Here is a 17,295-nt window from a genome sequence, read left to right on the forward strand (position 1 = left end):
ACGTTTCATCTATCCACAGTTTCGAAGGGTGCCAAGTGGACGGCTTGTCACGATATGGTCGGTTGGTGAAAGCAAGTGAAAGCTATTCGAACCTCTGCGATCCGCGACGGAAGCTCTCATCGCAAGCTCACCCTCAACGCCGCCGCCGCCGCGAAGGGCAAGCCCGCCAGACACCCCAGCGTCACCGCCCCCAGCAGTGCCAGCGGCGTTCCCGCCGCGATGCCTTCCGCGCCGCGACGTGCCACGTCCGCACCGAAAACCAGCGTCGGAATATAAAGCGGCAGGACCAATAGAGACAGCAACAGCCCCCCGCGCCGCACCCCCACTGTCAGCGCCGCGCCGAAGCAACCGATCAGCGACAGGGCCGGGGTGCCCAACGCCAGCGATACCGTCAGCCAAAAATGGCCCGGCCACGGAAGGCTAAGAAACACCCCCAACGCGCCGCCGGCCAATGACAACGGCAGGCCCGTCGTCAGCCAATGCGCCACGGCTTTACTAAGGCACAGGGCTTCGAGCGGCAAAGGCGCTGTGGCCAGCAAATCCAGAGCGCCATCTTCCCGGTCCAGAGCGAAGATCCGGTCTAGCGAAAGAAGGCACGCAAGAAGAGCCGCGATCCACAGGATACCGGGTGCGATGGGTGCCAATCGTGCGGTCTCAGGCCCAACGCCGAACGGTACCAGCACCACGACGATCAGGAAGAACGCCAATCCCAGCCCGAAACCGCCGCCAGAGCGAATAGCGAGGGTTAGGTCTCGGCCGATCAGCCTCAGCATCTCTTTGCTTTCTCAAATACCCAGCCCGACCGGATCACGCGAACAGGTCCATCGCAGAGGCGGTGGCGCGATAGGGCGTCACGTCCAGAACGTCGCCTTCCAACCCAAGGTCGATATGCGTGGCGATTACTGCGATACCGCCCTGACCCAGATGCGCGCGCACCAGATCGGCGAACCGCCCCGTGTTTACGGTGTCAAGCGATACAGTGGGCTCATCGAGGCACCAGATCGAACGGCCCGTCACGACCAGCCGCGCCAGACCAAGCCGTCGCGCCTGACCCGCCGAAAGGTGCTGTGCTAGACGATCCTCAAGCCGCTCCAGATCGAACGCGGCCAGGGCGTCGTTTATCCCGGATTGGCCGTGCAAACCGGCCCAGAATGACAGGTTCTCTTCGACTGTCAGCGTGCCTTTCATTCCGTCGCGATGCCCGGCATAGGCCACGGCGTCGGGGCCCGGAGTGACGGACCCCGCATAGGCCCCCTGCAAGCCTGCGATGGTGCGCAGTAGGGTTGTCTTCCCTGCCCCATTCGGCCCGCGGAGGATCAGCGCGCGCCCCGGTTCAACAGTAAACGAAAGCTCCGCCAAGACAGGAATGCCCCCGCGACCGACGGCAAGATCGCGGGCCTTTAGCGTCACGTCGGCAGAAGCGCGGCGCCGATGCGACGCCCTTCGCCGACCAGCACATTGTAGGTCCGGCACGCCTGCGCCGAGGCCATAAGCTCGACCCCAAGGCCAGCAACCTCCAGCTCGCGCCGAAACGCCTCTGGCACGTGGCTGATCTCGGTTCCTGTCCCCACAAGGATAATGTCGATTCGCTCTGCCGCAGCGGTGATCGGCGCAGTGTCCCACGCCTGCCAGCCGTGCACGCCGCCGGGCAGGATCAGTACGGCACCATCATGTAGCTTGCCTCCGATACGAAAGAAGCCGGGGCCGTAGCCGTCGATGGGTGTGCCTTCGTGGTATTCGGTTTCGTGCAGGTTCATGCCGCCTCCGGTCTAGTCCATCTGGGCGAATTGGTTGCCCTCTGTCTTGTCCGGCTTCGACCAGTCGCGCTTCACGCCAAGGAAAAGAACGATGTTCTTGGCCACGAAGACCGACGAATACGTGCCGACAATCACGCCCCAAGCAATCGCGAAGACGAAACCTCGGATCACGTCACCGCCCAACACCAACAGTGCGATCAGTGCCACCAACGTCGTGCCCGAGGTCATTACTGTCCGGCTCAACGTCTCGTTCACCGACAGGTTCATCACATCGCGTAGGTCCCGCGATTTGTACTTGATCAGGTTCTCGCGCAGACGGTCGAAGATCACCACGGTGTCGTTGATCGAATAGCCGATGATCGTGAGGATCGCTGCAATGGTCGCCAGATCGAACTGGATCTGCAGAATCGAGAAGATGCCAATGGTCAGCACCACGTCGTGGAACAGAGCGGCGACCGCGCCGACAGAGAATTGCCATTCGAAGCGCAGCCAGATGTAGAACAGGATCGCCGCCAGAGATGCGGCAACGGCCAGAAACGCGGCCTGAATCAACTCGCCAGACACTTTAGGGCCAACCGATTCGACGGATGTGAACTCCAACGTCGGTGCGACGTCCTGCAAAGCCGCCTGCACACGCTCAATGGTTTCGGGCGTGACCGCCTCTGCACCGTCCTGTGCGGCTATGCGCACCATGGCGACGTTCTCATCCGGCCCGAAGGTCGGATCGAAGACCTCTGAAATCACCACATCGCCAAGGTCCAAGCCCCCCAACGCGTCGCGATACTCGGACACGACGACGGTCTCTTCCGCCTGCGTGCGGATCGTGGTGCCGCCCTGGAAATCGATACCGAAGTTTAGCCCTAGCGCCAGCCACGCGACCAGCGACAATACAATGGCCACGCAGGACGCCCCGAAGGTCGCCCGCGCGTATTTGAAGAAATCCCAATCGGTATTCTCGGGGACAAGTTTCAATCGCATGGTATCAGACCTCCAAGGTCTTGGGACGGCGGCGGTCGAACCACGCAACGACAATGGCGCGCGTCACAAAGATCGCCGTGAAGACAGAGGTTATGATGCCGATCCCCAACGTCACCGCGAACCCGCGCACGGGGCCAGAGCCCAGCGTGAACAGGATCGTCGCAATGATGAAAGTGGTGATGTTGGCATCCACGATGGCAGACAGCGCACGCTCATATCCAAGCTGGATGGCGCGTGACGGCCCCTTGGCCGTCTTCGCTTCCTCGCGGATACGCTCGAACACCAGCACGTTGGCGTCCACCGCCATACCAATGGTCAGTACGATCCCGGCGATACCCGGCAATGTCAGCGTAGCTCCGATCAGCGACAGGAGTCCGAAGATCAGACCCACGTTGATGATCAGCGCGATGTTGGCGAACAGACCGAACAGTCCGTAGCTGGCCCAGATCATCGCCATCACCAGAACGAATGCCACGAGGCAGGCGATACGGCCCGCGTCGATACTGTCCTGCCCCAGTTCCGGCCCGATGGTGCGCTCTTCAAGGAATGTCAGCTCGGCGGGCAGCGCGCCCGCGCGCAGCAGAACGGCAAGCTCGGTTGCCTCTTCGACGGTGAAATTGCCGGTGATAATGCCCGAACCGCCCGGAATATGGCTTTGGATCACCGGTGCAGAGATCACTTCTTCATCCAGGACGATGGCGAAGGGCGAGCCGATGTTCTCCAGCGTGTAGTCGCCGAAACGCCGCGCGCCGGATGGATTGAATCGGAAACTCACCGCCGGGGCGCCGTTTTGATCGAAGGACGGCTGCGCATCCACCAGATCCTCACCCGATACGACCGGCGAGCGCTCCAGTACATAATTGGTGCCCGACTGATCGATGGAGGGGTAAACCACGTTGCCCACCCCGGCATTCGTGTTCGCGTCGTCGGTCCGGTTCACGACCGGATTGAAGGTCAGCTGCGCAGTCGTGCCGATCAGCGCCTTCAGCTCCGCCGCCGAGCCGATGCCCGGCACCTGAATTAGAACGCGGTCGTCGCCCTGTCGCTGGATCGTCGGCTCCCGTGTGCCGACCTCATCCACGCGGCGACGCACGATTTCCACCGTCTGCTGCAGCGTCCGGCTGTCGGTCGCGGCGCGTTCGGCCTCTGACAACTGCACGCGGATCACGGCGGTATCGCCGGTCACTTCAAGATCGCTGGTCCCGCCACCGGTCAGGGACGCGACTGGCTGCGCGAGACCGCGCACCAGTTCCAGTGCTTCCGGCAACCCCTCGGGGCGGCTGATGCGCACTTCGAGCACGGCACCGCCATCGTCCAGACGGCGGATCGTGCCGACCGTATCGCGGGCGTCGCGCAGAGTGTCGCGCACCTCGGGCCACATCCCGTCGATCCGCTGGGCGTAGACCTGATCGACCTGCACTTCGGCCAGTAGATGCGCCCCGCCCCGCAGGTCGAGGCCAAGGTTCACAAGACCCGACGGCATCCATTCGGGCCAGCCACCGGCTGCTGCGGTCCGCTCTGGCGTCGCACCCATCTGCACGATCTCGGCGCGCGCATCGTTGGCCTGCTCGACCCGTCCGTAAAACAGGTTCGGCAGCGCCAGAACGAGGCCGACAAGGACCAGGCCCCAGATGACGAGGCGCTTCCAAAGCGGAAATTGCAGCATTTCAGGCCTCGGCCGGCTCGGTCTTGGAACGCACTTGGGCGATGGTCGACTTGATCACGCGAACCTTCACATTGTCTGCCAGTTCAACCTCGGCCTCACCTTCGTGAACCTTCACGACCTTGCCGACCAGGCCACCGGCGGTGACGATCTGATCGCCCCGGCGCAGCGCCTCGACCATCTTCTGATGCTCTTTGACCTTCTTCTGCTGCGGACGGATCAGCAGGAAATACATGATCGCGAAGATCAGAATCAGCGGAACGAAAGAGCCAAGCGCCCCCCCGATACCGCCACCGGCGGCCTGCGCGTATGCGGGCGAAACAAGCATGGAAATATCCCTCGTCTGCGGGGCGCGACAGGCCCCCGTGGCAAATCGATTTCGTCCTATCTGTGGCCCCACGGCTTGTCCAGCAAGGGGACCGCGCCCTTCGACGCCGGTAGATCGGTTCCGCAGTTGGCCCGAAACGGCAAACTTTCGCCGCATTGTTTACATAACGGTTGCTCGAACCGCCCGAATCGGGAAGGTTCCATCACAAACGTGAAACAATCACGTCAACGACCGACAATCGGCACAAGGGACATCACCACATGATAATCGGCAACGGGTCCTTCGGCCTTCGGCTTCCTGCGCTTTGTGCGACCCTTCTGATCGTTGCCGCCTGTGGCGCCAGAGCCCCAGAGGTCACGCGCGCCGCACCGAACTTCGGCCTCAGCCAGACGCTTCTGACCCAAGCCGTCCAAACCGCAACACAAATGCGCCAGGCTGGGCAACGCGTGTGGTGCGTGCCGTTCGCACGCAACGCCTCGGGCATCCAGATCCGTGGCGATGCGCACACCTGGTGGGCGTCGGCGACTGAGACGCCGGGCGTAATGCGCACGCAGACCCCGGTAAATGGCGCGGTCATGGTATTTTCGAAGTCCAGCCGCCTGAACCGGGGGCATGTGGCCGTCGTATCTGGCGTCGATGGCCCCCGCGCCATTCGCATCCACCACGCGAACTGGAAGAAGAACCACGTGTCGCTCGACATGAAGGTCATCGACATTTCGGACAACAACGACTGGTCCCGCGTACGCGTCGAAAGCGTGCCGGGCGCGTTCGGCAGCCCCTATAGCGTATCGGGGTTCATCGCGAAAACAGGCGTCGCATCCTGACCCTTCACCACGCGTGAAACATCCGGCATACGGGGCCCAAGCGAAGGAGCCCCCCATGCACGACATCCGCCTGATCCGCGACGACCCCGCCAGCTTTGACGCCGCAATGGCGCGCCGGGGGATATCGAACGCCTCTGCGCCCCTGCTGGCGCTTGACGCCGCGCGCCGCGCCGCGATCCATGCCGCCGAGACGGCCAAGGCCGAACAGAACGCCGCCTCCAAGCAGGTCGGTGCCGCCAAGGCCGCCGGGGACGACGCGAGGTTCGAGGAACTGCGCGCAGAGGTCGCGCAGAAGAAGGCAGAGGTCGCCGATCAGGAGCAGGCCGCCCGTGAAAAGGACGCCGAGCTGATCCAGCAGCTGATGGCCCTGCCCAACGTCATGGCTGCGGACGTGCCCGAAGGCGCGTCCGAGGACGACAACGTCGAGGTCAAGACCCACGGCACCCCGCCCGACATGCCCTGGGCGCGCGAACACTTCGACATCCCCTCCGTCGCACCCCACTTGGACTTCGAAACGGCGGCGAAGCTCTCCGGCTCGCGCTTCGCGCTGCTCTCCGGCCCCGTCGCGCGCCTGCACCGGGCGCTGGCGCAGTTCATGCTCGACACCCACATCGACCAGAACGGCCTAACAGAGATGAACCCGCCCGTTCTGGTGCGGGACGAGGCCATGCAGGGCACCGGCCAACTGCCCAAGTTCGGGGAAGACAGCTATCAGACCACGAACGGCTGGTGGCTGATCCCCACGGCAGAGGTGCCGCTGACCAACACGGTCGCGGGTCAGACGCTGGACGCCGCCACCCTGCCCCGCCGCATGGTGGCCCACACCCTGTGCTTCAGGTCAGAGGCCGGATCCGCGGGCAAGGACACCGCCGGGATGCTGCGCCAGCACCAGTTCGAAAAGGTCGAGATGGTCTCGGTTACGCACCCGGATCATTCCGACGACGAACAGCTGCGGATGCTCGCCTGTGCAGAAGGTATTCTGGAGGCGTTAAAACTCCCTTACCGCACGGTGAAACTCTGCGACGGAGACACAGGCTTCGGCGCGCGCCGCACCTTTGACATCGAAGTCTGGCTGCCGGGCCAGAACCGCTACCGCGAGATCTCCTCGGTCTCGAACTGCTGGGACTTTCAGGCCCGCCGCATGAACGCCCGCTTCAAGCCGGAAGACGGCGGCAAACCCCAATTCCTCCACACCCTCAACGGCTCCGGCCTCGCCATCGGCCGCGCCCTCATCGCCGTGCTGGAGAACTACCAGCAGAAGGACGGCACGGTAGAGGTACCGGAAGTGCTGCGGGGGTATGTCAAATTCATTTGACGACGAAGCTACCGGAATGTTGACTACCCCCACAGGCAACATTCTGGAATTACATGCAAAAGTTTACACTCCAAGGCAAACACGCCAAACCTCACAAAGCAGTCAAACGGCCGAATTTCAAAATTCGATCAGCACACGTTTCGGACAAGTTCCAGTTCGTGAGCATGTTTCTCTACTCCGCAGGGGAAAATGGCCGGACAGCCAGAACTTATTGGCATCAAGCAAGCAACTTTTACATCGCCAACAAGAATGTTGATTTCTTGGCGAAGCCTCTAACCTCTTACTACTGCGCATTGAATATGGCGAAGGCCTTATTGCAATTTGACGGTCAAACAATGTCATCGGTTTACCATGGAGTGTCGGGAAGAGCGGATGGTAATTCAGTAAACCTTGCTAACGAAGTAGTCGAATTTAAGCAAAACGGCGTCCTACCCGATCTCTGCGCATATTTTGATGAGCCTCGACAAAATAATGAGGAGTATTGCGTTCGCGATCTACTTTATAATTTGCCCCACATACACCGGGCTTTCTGCATGACTCAGACGACTTGGGAAAAGAATGAACTATTTATTCCCCTAATGAATTGCGGATACTACCGTATTGGGCAGCAAAGAGAGATTTTCTTTAGGGGTGAACTGTCCCCAAACTGGACCTCTGGTCACACAATCAACAAAGCGCCGAACGCTTTCGAAGAAGACTTTCATGATGAAGACGTGCAGGCCATCCGGATGCGCAAAAGAACGACCTATACTGGGAATTCAGATGCCGTAAAAATTCGCGCCTTGAAGAGAATAAACAAAAGAATACGGAAGCATATTTTTCCGATATTCGACGCTCCGGGCGTTTGGTATTTAAAACGAAGTGAGGTCGACTCTTCAAACCTCGGATACATCAAAAGAAGCCCGATAATACTAAGCTTTGCCGCCCTGCATCGGCTGAGTGAGCTCTCTAGATATGATCCAAAACAACTAGAGGCGCACTTTGCAAAAAAATATGGCTGGGTACTACAAGAATTCCTAGCGCGTACTCTAGATCAGTTGTTAGATGATTTCACGACAGAAATCACTGGCCGAGAAGCGTTGTAAGAAAGCTAACGGAGTCAGCGAAACCTCTTCGTTCAACAGGGTTCGTCCCGCTACAAATAATCTTCATGCATATCCTCATCCCCCTCCTCGCCCTCGCCTTCGCGCTGTCGCCGCTCGTCACGAACTCCTTCGGGGGGTTCGATGCGAATGCCTTTCCCGTCCCGCAGGAGGCCCCTCCGGTGCAGCCTGCGGGCTATGCTTTCGCGATCTGGGGGGTGATCTACCTTGCCCTGATCGCGCACGGCCTCATCGGGTTGCGCCATAAGGACGACCCCGCGTGGCGCGCGACCCGCGTCCCCTTGGCTATCAGCCTTGCCGTGGGGGCCGTGTGGATCCCCGTGGCCAATGCCTCTCCCGTCTGGGCGAGCGTGTTGATCCTGGTGATGCTGGCGGGCGCGCGGGTGGCCCATGCCCGCGCGGGCGACGGCTGGGCGCTGCGCGTGCCGCTGGGTCTGTACGCCGGGTGGCTGACGGCGGCCTCTGCCGTTTCAGTGGGCTTGCTGCTGGCGGGCTACGGCGTGCTGGGCGCGGTGCCCGCCGCCTTCGTCGCCTTGGCGTTGGCGGGCGGGCTGGCGCTGGCCACCCTGCGCCGCGCGTCACTGGGCTACGCCTTTGCCGTGGTCTGGGCGCTGGTCGGCGTGGTCGTGCAGAACTGGGGCGGGGCGTGGTCCGTCGCCATCGCCGCCGCCGTGCTGGGCGTCGTTCTTACTGCTCTGGCCCTGCGCCCTTCTTCAGGTGCTTCCTAAGGCGTGAGGGCGTGGACTTCGTCTTGTTCTTGTACGGGTTCTGATCCGCCTGAGAGCGCATCCACAGCCGAATCGGCGTGCCCGGCATATCGAAGTCCACCCGCAACCCGTTGACCAGATAGCGGTTGTAGCTTTCCGATATGTCCTTGGGATTGCTGCACATCACCACGAAGCCCGGCGGCCGGGTCTTCGCCTGAGTCATGTAGCGCAGCTTGATGCGACGCCCGCCCGGCGCGGGGGGCGGATGCGCTTCGACCATCGCACCCAGCCATTGGTTCAGCTTGGCCGTGGTGACACGGCGGTTCCAGACCTCATGCGCCTTCAGGATCGCGTCGCGCAGCTTGTCGAGCCCCTTGCCCGTCTTGGCCGACACCGTCAGCAAGGGCACGCCGCGCAGCTGGGGCAGAAGGCGCGTGCAGGCTTCGCGCAGGGCCAGGATCTTTGCGTTCTTGTCCGGCTCGGCGTCCCACTTGTTGATGGCGATGACGACGGCGCGGCCCTCTCGCTCGGCCAGGTCCGCGATGCGCAGGTCCTGCTGTTCGAAGGGAATCGCGGCGTCCAGCAGGACCACGACCACCTCGGCGAACTTCACCGCGCGCAACCCGTCCGAGACACTGAGTTTCTCCAGCTTTTCCTGCACCTTGGCACGTTTGCGCATGCCCGCTGTGTCGAATATGCGGACGGGCAAATCGTCCCAATCCAGCTTGACCGAAATCGCGTCGCGGGTGATCCCCGCCTCTGGGCCGGTCAGCAGACGCTCTTCGCCCAGCAGCTCGTTGATCAGCGTGGATTTCCCGGCGTTGGGACGGCCCACGACGGCGACCTGCAGGGGCTTTTCCTTGGTCGGCACGCGGGGGCCGTCGTCCTCGCCCTCGACCACGTCCACATCCGTCTCGGGCGCGGTTTCAGCGACTTCAGCGTCGGCCTTTTCGATTAGAGGCTTGAGATGTTCATAGAGGTCGGTGACCCCCTCGCCATGTTCGGCAGAGATGGCCACCGGCTCGCCAAGGCCCAGCGAATAGGCTTCGAGCATGCCGGATTCGCCGGCGCGCCCCTCTGCCTTGTTACAGGCGAGGATCACGTGTTTCGCCCGCTTGCGCAGGATCTCGGCGAAGATTTCATCAGTGGGGGTCACGCCCACGCGCGCGTCGATCACAAAGAGGCAAGCGTCGGCCATGTCGACCGCGCGTTCTGTCAGCTTGCGCATGCGGCCCTGCAGGGATTCGTCTGTCGCCTCTTCAAGGCCAGCGGTGTCCAACACGGTAAAGTGCAGGTCGGCCAGCTTGGCGGGGCCTTCGCGCAGGTCACGCGTGACGCCGGGCTGGTCGTCGACCAGGGCAAGGCGGCGGCCGACGAGGCGGTTGAACAGCGTGGACTTGCCCACGTTGGGGCGGCCGACGATGGCGAGAGTGAAGCTCATGGGTGCGTTCCGTCAGTAGGACGCGCCCCCATAGGGGAGGCGTCAGCGAAAGGCCAGCAGGCGGCCCGTCTTCGACACGATATAGAGCGTTTGGTTGACGATCACCGGGTTCGTTGCCGCGCCGCCGGGCAATTCGACCTGACCGGCCAGCGCGCCAGTCACCGGATCGAAGCTGCGCAGGACGCCGTCGCTTGAGCCGACCCAAAGGCGCCCGCCCGCGATGACAGGACCGTAGTGGGCGAAGACAGCCTCGCGCCGAGTGATGCGGTTTTTCTTGAAGAACGGGAGTTCAGTGCCCCAGATCCGCTCACCCGTGGCAGCGTCGAGGCGCACAAGTTCGGCCTGGTCGGAGACGGTGAAGACCGATCCGCCCGCGACAGCGACGGGCGACATGGCGCCGTCCTTGGCGGACCATAGCTGTTCGCCCGATCCCAGGGAGAACGCGTTGGTGCGGCCCGATGGAGAGCCTGCGTAGATCGTATTGCCCGAGATCACCGGATCCCCGGAGATATCGCCGATGCCTGCGTAGACGGCGCCGAGGCGGGTGCCCGCGACGTTGGATGTCCAGCGCGTGGTGCCGCCGGGCAGCAGGCCTTTCAGCTCTCGGCTGCCGAAGGGCAGGACGATCGTGTCACCAGACACGGCGGGCGATGCGCCGCCTGAAACGCCAGCGATTGTTGGCGTGCCCTGTTCGGTCCACTTCACCCGGCCATTCGTGGTGTCGATGGCCCAAGCGGTGGCATCGCGCCCCACGACGTAGACGGTGCCGCCAGATACGGTCGGCGCGCCACTCGCGGGCGATCCAAGGTCTTGCACCCAGCGGCGTTGGCCGGTGGCGGCGTCCAGCGCCAGAAGCTGGCCGAAGGCGGTCGAGACATACAGCGTGCCGCCCGACACCGCGAGTCCCGCGCCGCTGGCGTCATCCACGGGTTCAGACGCCGGAGAGACCTGCGCAGACCACAGCGGCTGGCCGCCCGTCGTGTGGGCCATGACGCGCGCACGGCTGTCGACGGTGAAGACGCGGCCATCCGCGACGACCGGCGTGGCGGTGATGCGGTGCTTGCGATCCTCGCCCTGCCCGATGGGCACCGACAGAACCAACGATGGGTTGGCGGAGAACGAAACGTGGGGCTTTGAATGGTCGGGGGCGGATCCTTTGTGGGTCCAGGATGCCAGCGATACCGCGCCGGGCAAGCTGATCGGAGCAGACCGGTTCACATCTGCCGTGGACTCGGCTTGGAGGTTCAGCCGCTCGCCCGTCAGCACCAGTTTGCGGTCGCCGCAGGCGGCCAATGCCACCAGCGCCACGCCCATCATAAGACCGATCCGCGTCATGCCCCTGCTCCCTAGCCGTTGCCCAAGTCGAACGTGCCACCCAGCGCAACAATCAACTGCCGCACCCGTCCTTGCAAGTCCTGCGTGGCCGCGCCGTCGTTCAGAACGCTGCGCAGCGTGTCTATGGCCACATCCGTCTCACCCGACCGGACCCGCGCGATGGCCTGCTGTTCCAGCGCCAACAGTCGATAGGGCGCGCCGGGAATGGTCAGCGGCTCCAGCAGGTCGATGATCTCTTGCGGGTCGGCGCTGGACTGCAGGATCATCGCGCGTTTCAGCATCGCAAGCTCGGAATAGAGCGGCGCGGCACTGCTGCCGACGCCTTCCAACACCTCGGCCGTGGCGCCGCGTGCCTCGTCCGTGTCCAGCGTGTCTGCGGCCAGCATTGCCAGCAAAGCGGCACGGGGGCCGTCGGTATCGATCCCGTTCAGCGCGGCGCGACGGGCCTCTGGCGTTTCTTCGGCCAAGGCCGCGACAACGGCATCGCCGAAAGCTTCTGCATCGGCGCGGGCGGTGGCGCGCTGGTATTCCACGTATGCGGCCGCCCCGACGAGGATCAGCACCAGTGCAACCGCGATCCAGCCGTAGCGACGCAGCGCACCATACAAGCGATCGCGGCGGACTTCTTCCGAGACTTCGTCAATGAAACTGTCGTTGTTGCTCACGCCGCGCGCTTCCCTGTCCCTGTGGGTCGCGTCGTCCTAACGTGCGATTGGCCCGAATGCCAAGGCTTCTGGTCCGGCTGGCGGCATCCCATCGCCGAAAAAACAGTCATACGGGGTGAATCTGAACCGTTTGGTTCAGTAAACCCTTCCCATGCGATCCAGCCGGGCGTATGTGCGAGGCGTCGATTGCCGGAGTCTCCGATGCGCCTTTTCTCGATCCTGACCGCTATTCTCGTTGCCGCCGGGCTATATTTCTTGGTGCTAGAGCGGGACGCCGTGCTCGACTTCGCTGGCGCAACACCCGGCGTGATCGGAGCGGAAGCCGACGATCAGCCCGGCGCGCCCACGGGCATCGCGGTCGTGGCAATGGCCTCTAAGGCGCAGCCCATTGAGACCGCCGTCGTCGTGCGCGGCCAGACAGAGGCTGCGCGTCAGGTGGCTGTCAGAGCGGAAACCACCGGCAAGGTCGTGTCCGACCCGCTGCGCAAAGGCGCGTTCGTGTCCGAGGGCGATCTGCTGTGCAGCCTCGATCCCGGCACGCGCGCGGTGTCTTTGGCCGAAGCGAAGGCCAATCTTGCGCAAGCCGAAGCCGCAGGACCCGAGGCTCAGGCCCGCATCGCAGAGGCAGAGGCACGACTGGTGGAAGCGCAGATCAACCAGAACGCCGCCAGCCGTCTTAGCGAGGACGGATTCGCGTCGCAGACCCGCGTGGCATCGTCCGACTCTGCCGTCGAAGCCGCGAATGCGGCCATCGAAGCCGCAAAAAGCGGGCTCGAATCCGCCGCCGCCCGCGTGCAATCGGCTCAGGCCGCTGTTGCCGCTGCGGAAACAGAACTGGAACGATCGGAAATTACCGCGCCCTTCGGTGGCCTGCTGGAAAGCGACACCGCAGAGATTGGCGCGCTTTTGCAGGCGGGTGGTCTGTGCGCCACGGTGATCCAGCTGGACCCGGTCAAGCTGGTCGGCTTCGTGCCCGAAATCGGCGTCGATCGCGTGGAAGTCGGCGCGCCCGCGCAAGCCCGCTTGGCTTCTGGTCAAACCGCCACGGGCCGCGTGACGTTCCTGTCGCGCGCCGCCGATCCGCAGACCCGCACCTTCCGCACCGAGATCGAAGTGCCGAACGCCGATTTGAAGATCCGTGATGGCCAGACCGTCGAAATCGCCATTCAGGCCGAAGGCCAGCAAGCCCACCTGCTGCCGCAATCGGCCCTGACGCTGAACGACGAGGGCGATCTGGGCGTTCGGGTGGCCGAGGAAAATGACCTCGCGCAGTTCTACGAGGTGTCGATCCTGCGCGACTCTCCGCAGGGCGTCTTCGTCACAGGGCTTCCCGAAAGCGCGCGTGTTATCGTGCTGGGACAAGAATATGTCAGCGACGGCACCCCTGTCGTCGTCACGCTGCAGGAGGCCGCGCAATGACGGGAATGGTGGATTGGGCTGCTGCGCATGCCCGCATGGTTCTGGCCTTCATCGTGCTGTCCCTCGCCGCAGGCTGGCTGGCCTACACGGGCCTTCCGAAAGAGGGTGAGCCGGACATCGAGATCCCCGCGATCTTCGTGTCGGTCCCCTTCCCCGGCATCTCTTCCGAAGACGCCGAGACGCTGTTGGTCAAGCCCATGGAAACCGAGCTGTCGGACCTAGATGGCTTGAAGACCATGACCGCCACCGCGTCGGAAAACTATGCGGGCGTGGCGCTGGAGTTCGAATTCGGCTGGGACAAGACCCAGATCCTGGCCGACGTGCGCGACCGCATGAACAACGCAGAGGCCAGCTTTCCCGACGGAGCCGAGCAGTATTCCGTCAATGAAATCAACTTTTCCGAATTCCCGATCATCATCGTCAACCTGACCGGTGACGTGCCAGAGCGCACCCTGCTGCGCGTCGCCAAGGACCTTCAGGATCGGCTGGAAGGGCTGGAACCGGTTCTGGAAGCCACCCTGGCCGGGCACCGCGATGAAATGGTCGAGGTCACGATCGATCCGCTGCGACTTGAGGCCTACAATGTGACCGCTGGAGAGCTGATCCAGACGGTCCAGAACAACAACCAGTTGATCGCGGCGGGTGAAATCGAAAGCGATCAGGGCAGCTTCGCCGTCAAGATTCCGTCCAGCTTCGATGATCAGCAGGACATCTATGACCTGCCCGTCAAAGTGAACGGCGACCGGGTCGTGACGCTGGGCGATCTGGCCGACATTCGCCTGACGTTCGAGGACCGCGCCGGCACCGCCCGCTTCAACGGGGAACGCACAGTTGCGCTGCAGGTCGTCAAACGCAAGGGCTTCAACATCATCGACACAGCGCAACTGGTGAAGGACGAAGTCGCCGCCGCCCGCGCCGAATGGCCAGATGTGTTGCAAGACACCATTCAGGTCGGCACGTCGAATGATCAGTCGCGGCAGGTGGCTTCCATGGTCAGCCAGCTGGAAGGCTCTGTCCTGACCGCCATCGCGCTGGTGATGATCGTGATCCTCGCGTCGCTGGGCGTGCGCTCAGCGCTGCTGGTCGGCTTCGCGATCCCCACGTCGTTCCTGCTGTGCTTCATCCTGCTGGGCCTGATGGGCATCTCGATTTCCAACATCGTGATGTTCGGCCTGATTCTGGCCGTGGGCATGCTGGTGGACGGCGCGATCGTCGTCGTCGAATACGCCGACCGCCGGATCGAAGAGGGCGCAGGCCCGATGAGCGCCTTCACCGAAGCCGCGAAGCGCATGTTCTGGCCCATCATCTCGTCCACCGCAACGACGCTCTGCGCCTTTCTTCCCATGCTGTTCTGGCCCGGCGTTCCGGGCGAATTCATGGGCATGTTGCCGGTCACGCTGATCTTCGTGCTGTCCGCGAGCCTCGTCGTCGCGCTGATCTATTTGCCCGTCATGGGCGGTGTCGCGGGACGCATCAGCCGGGTGTTCGACGGCGCCGCCGCGACCCTGCGCGGGATGGCCCCTTGGATTGTGCGTGCGGCGCTGGTAATCCCGGCGGCCTACCTTGTGTTCCTTGGCGCAATGCAGACGCTGAATCCTAACTACCTGTTCCCCAGCCCGGTGGGCGCGCTGCCCGGCGCGATCCTCTTCCTGACCGGCACAATCCTGACCGGCATCACGCTGAACTCCGTCACCTTTCAGCGTGCCCCCCGTCGGGTGAAAGCGGGCCACCGCCGCACGATCTTCGGCCGGTTCATGTGGGTGGTCGCAGGCAACCCGATCATGCCGCTGGTCGCCATGGGCGGCGTGGTCGCCTTCGTGATCTTCACCTTCGGCTACTACGGCGCGAACAACAACGGCACCGAGTTCTTCGTGGAATCCGAGCCTGAACAGGCGCTGATCTACGTCCGCGCCCGCGGCAACCTGAGCCTGATGGAAAAAGACGCCGTGCTGCGCAACGCCGAAGAGATCGCGCTGAACACCACGGGCGTCGACAGCGCCTTCGCCTTCGCCGGAGAAGGCGGCATCAGCAACAACACCGGCGGCGGGCAAGCTCCACTGGACACCATTGGACAGGTTCAGATCGAGCTGATTGCCTGGGACGACCGCGCGGAATTCGCTGCCGAGAACGATGTGCCCTTGGCACAGCTTGATGGCGATGTCGTGCTGGAGCGGCTGCAAGAACAGCTTGATACCTTGCCCGGCATCCAGACGGAAACGCTGAACCTTGCCATGGGCCCCGCCACCGGCAAGCCGGTCCACCTACGCCTGACCGGCGATGACTGGACCGACCTGCGCCAAGCCGCCGCCATCGCGCGCGCGCAGTTCGAACGCACGCCCGGCCTGACGGATGTGGAAGATAGCCTGCCCCTGCCGGGCATCGACTTCGAAATCGACGTGGATGTGGAACAGGCCGGCCGCTATGGCGCAGATGTGGCGACCGTGGGCGGCATGGTCCAACTGGTGACGCGCGGTCTGCTGCTGGACACGATGCGCGTGGACAGCTCGGACGAAGAGATCGACATCCGCGTGCGTCTCCCCGAAGGCGACCGCGCGCTGTCGACGCTGGATACGTTGAAGGTGCGCACCGCAGATGGGCTGGTCCCGCTGTCCAACTTCATCACGCGCCGCCCGGTGCAAAGCCTTGGCCAGATCGACCGGATCGACCAGCAACGCTATTTCGACGTGAAGGCCGATGTCGCGCCTAATCTGCAGAAAGCCGTGCTTGATGGCGAGACGCTCGCCCTGCTGCGCCCGACCGAGGCGCCGACCGCACGCGCGGACGCCCCCACGATCCAAATCGGCGATACCGCCTACAACATCTTCTGGCGGGCCGATGGGCTGGACATCGCCATCCTGTCTGACGCCAGTGTCGTCCTGTCCCCGGTGAACCCAAATGAGCGGATCGCGATGCTGACCACGTGGCTCGACACTGATCCTCTGCCGCAAACCGTGGGCACCGAATGGACCGGCGATCAGGAAGATCAGGCCGAAAGCCAAGCGTTCCTAATGTCCGCCTTCTCGGCGGCGCTCGGGCTGATGTTCATCATCCTGTTGGCGCAGTTCAATTCGTTCTACAACTCTGTGCTGGTCCTGCTGGCCGTTGTCATGTCGGTCGCAGGCTGCCTATGGGGGATGCTAATTCTGAACCAGCCCTTCAGCATCATCATGACCGGCACCGGCATCGTGGCGCTGGCGGGGATCGTGGTGAACAACAACATCGTTCTGATCGACACCTATCAGGAATACTCTCGCTACATGCCCAAGATAGAGGCGATCGTGCGCACCGCAGAGGATCGCATCCGTCCCGTCCTGCTGACCACGATCACCACCATCGCGGGCCTTCTGCCCATGGTCATCGGCCTCAGCCTCGACTTCATCGGCGGCGGGTATTCCATCGATTCGCCGACCGCGCTGTGGTGGAAGCAACTGGCAACGGCGGTCGTCTTCGGCCTTGCCATCGCAACGGTGCTGACGCTGGTGTTCACCCCCGCTGCCCTTGCCTTCCGCGTCTGGGTCAGCCGGGGCGCCTACCGCGCGCTGCTGGGCGTGCAGTCGCTGGCCGCGCGTGACGTTGCCGCCGATCTGCGACTGGGCAAAGCGGCGCGCAAGGTGAAGAACCCGGAAATCCTTTGGGATGTGGATGCGCCCGACCTGCAAGATGCGCCCGAGCGGGGCCCGGCCAGCGTCTCGCCCTTGCAAGCTGCCGAATAGGGGCGCTGCCCCCACCGTCTGCGACGGCTCCCCCGAGGTATTTCCGG

Annotated in this window: 15 protein-coding genes; 6 read left to right on the forward strand and 9 right to left on the reverse strand. The window is 63.3% G+C overall.

Features of this window, described 5'->3' with window-relative positions; all coding sequences use genetic code 11:
- Positions 1 to 116: 116 nt before the first annotated feature.
- The 6 genes from ccmB to yajC are packed head-to-tail and all read right to left on the reverse strand — an operon-like array spanning position 117 to position 4,726.
- On the reverse strand, positions 117 to 773 hold the full coding sequence (gene ccmB, locus FIU81_RS09735; protein ID WP_124111724.1) for a heme exporter protein CcmB: 657 nt from the start codon (positions 771 to 773) through the stop codon (positions 117 to 119).
- A 34-nt stretch (positions 774 to 807) separates the two neighbouring features.
- Positions 808 to 1,410: a heme ABC exporter ATP-binding protein CcmA gene (ccmA, locus tag FIU81_RS09740; RefSeq protein ID WP_124111723.1), complete on the reverse strand. Its 603-nt coding sequence runs from the start codon at positions 1,408 to 1,410 to the stop codon at positions 808 to 810.
- A complete protein-coding gene (locus FIU81_RS09745) occupies positions 1,407 to 1,757 on the reverse strand; it encodes an Mth938-like domain-containing protein (protein WP_124111722.1) in 351 nt (116 codons plus the stop codon). Before FIU81_RS09745 ends, ccmA begins: the two co-directional genes overlap by 4 nt.
- 12 nt (positions 1,758 to 1,769) lie before the next feature.
- Positions 1,770 to 2,735 carry a protein translocase subunit SecF gene (gene secF / locus FIU81_RS09750; protein WP_124111721.1) on the reverse strand — a complete coding sequence of 322 codons (966 nt, stop codon included), beginning with the start codon at positions 2,733 to 2,735 and terminating at the stop codon, positions 1,770 to 1,772.
- A 4-nt stretch (positions 2,736 to 2,739) separates the two neighbouring features.
- The gene (gene secD / locus FIU81_RS09755; protein ID WP_124111720.1) at positions 2,740 to 4,401 is read right to left on the reverse strand and encodes a protein translocase subunit SecD; all 1,662 of its coding nucleotides are present in this window, start codon (positions 4,399 to 4,401) and stop codon (positions 2,740 to 2,742) included.
- Between the two features lies 1 nt (position 4,402).
- Entirely contained in the window at positions 4,403 to 4,726 is a 324-nt protein-coding gene (gene yajC / locus FIU81_RS09760; protein WP_124111719.1) for a preprotein translocase subunit YajC, read from the reverse strand.
- Between the two features lie 260 nt (positions 4,727 to 4,986).
- Here yajC and FIU81_RS09765 point away from each other — a divergent pair, with 260 nt between their 5' ends.
- The 4 genes from FIU81_RS09765 to FIU81_RS09780 all read left to right on the forward strand — a co-directional run bounded on the left by FIU81_RS09765 (position 4,987) and on the right by FIU81_RS09780 (position 8,696).
- Entirely contained in the window at positions 4,987 to 5,550 is a 564-nt protein-coding gene (locus tag FIU81_RS09765; RefSeq protein ID WP_124111718.1) for a CHAP domain-containing protein, read from the forward strand.
- 55 nt (positions 5,551 to 5,605) lie between these two features.
- Positions 5,606 to 6,865 (forward strand): serine--tRNA ligase, encoded by a 1,260-nt coding sequence (gene serS / locus FIU81_RS09770; RefSeq protein WP_124111717.1) that lies wholly within the window; start codon positions 5,606 to 5,608, stop codon positions 6,863 to 6,865.
- Between the two features lie 164 nt (positions 6,866 to 7,029).
- Complete coding sequence (locus FIU81_RS09775) at positions 7,030 to 7,950, forward strand: YaaC family protein (RefSeq protein ID WP_172971447.1); 921 nt, start codon at positions 7,030 to 7,032, stop codon at positions 7,948 to 7,950.
- 65 nt (positions 7,951 to 8,015) lie between these two features.
- A complete protein-coding gene (locus FIU81_RS09780) occupies positions 8,016 to 8,696 on the forward strand; it encodes a hypothetical protein (RefSeq protein ID WP_124111715.1) in 681 nt (226 codons plus the stop codon).
- On the opposite strand, the gene der is transcribed toward FIU81_RS09780, so the two are convergent.
- The 3 genes from der to FIU81_RS09795 are packed head-to-tail and all read right to left on the reverse strand — an operon-like array spanning position 8,656 to position 12,116.
- Positions 8,656 to 10,116: a ribosome biogenesis GTPase Der gene (gene der / locus FIU81_RS09785; RefSeq protein WP_124111714.1), complete on the reverse strand. Its 1,461-nt coding sequence runs from the start codon at positions 10,114 to 10,116 to the stop codon at positions 8,656 to 8,658. The two genes, FIU81_RS09780 and der, sit on opposite strands and share 41 nt — an antisense overlap.
- 42 nt (positions 10,117 to 10,158) lie before the next feature.
- Positions 10,159 to 11,451: a PQQ-like beta-propeller repeat protein gene (locus FIU81_RS09790; protein WP_124111713.1), complete on the reverse strand. Its 1,293-nt coding sequence runs from the start codon at positions 11,449 to 11,451 to the stop codon at positions 10,159 to 10,161.
- An 11-nt stretch (positions 11,452 to 11,462) separates the two neighbouring features.
- Complete coding sequence (locus FIU81_RS09795; protein WP_124111712.1) at positions 11,463 to 12,116, reverse strand: hypothetical protein; 654 nt, start codon at positions 12,114 to 12,116, stop codon at positions 11,463 to 11,465.
- A 201-nt stretch (positions 12,117 to 12,317) separates the two neighbouring features.
- On the opposite strand from FIU81_RS09795, the gene FIU81_RS09800 reads away from it, so the two are divergent.
- Positions 12,318 to 13,535, forward strand: coding sequence for an efflux RND transporter periplasmic adaptor subunit (locus tag FIU81_RS09800; protein ID WP_124111711.1), 1,218 nt, complete (start codon positions 12,318 to 12,320; stop codon positions 13,533 to 13,535).
- A complete protein-coding gene (locus FIU81_RS09805) occupies positions 13,532 to 17,248 on the forward strand; it encodes an efflux RND transporter permease subunit (protein WP_124111710.1) in 3,717 nt (1,238 codons plus the stop codon). Before FIU81_RS09800 ends, FIU81_RS09805 begins: the two co-directional genes overlap by 4 nt.
- Positions 17,249 to 17,295: the final 47 nt, after the last annotated feature.

Origin of the sequence: Palleronia sp. THAF1 (genome assembly GCF_009363795.1) — a bacterium.
Taxonomy (GTDB): domain Bacteria; phylum Pseudomonadota; class Alphaproteobacteria; order Rhodobacterales; family Rhodobacteraceae; genus Palleronia.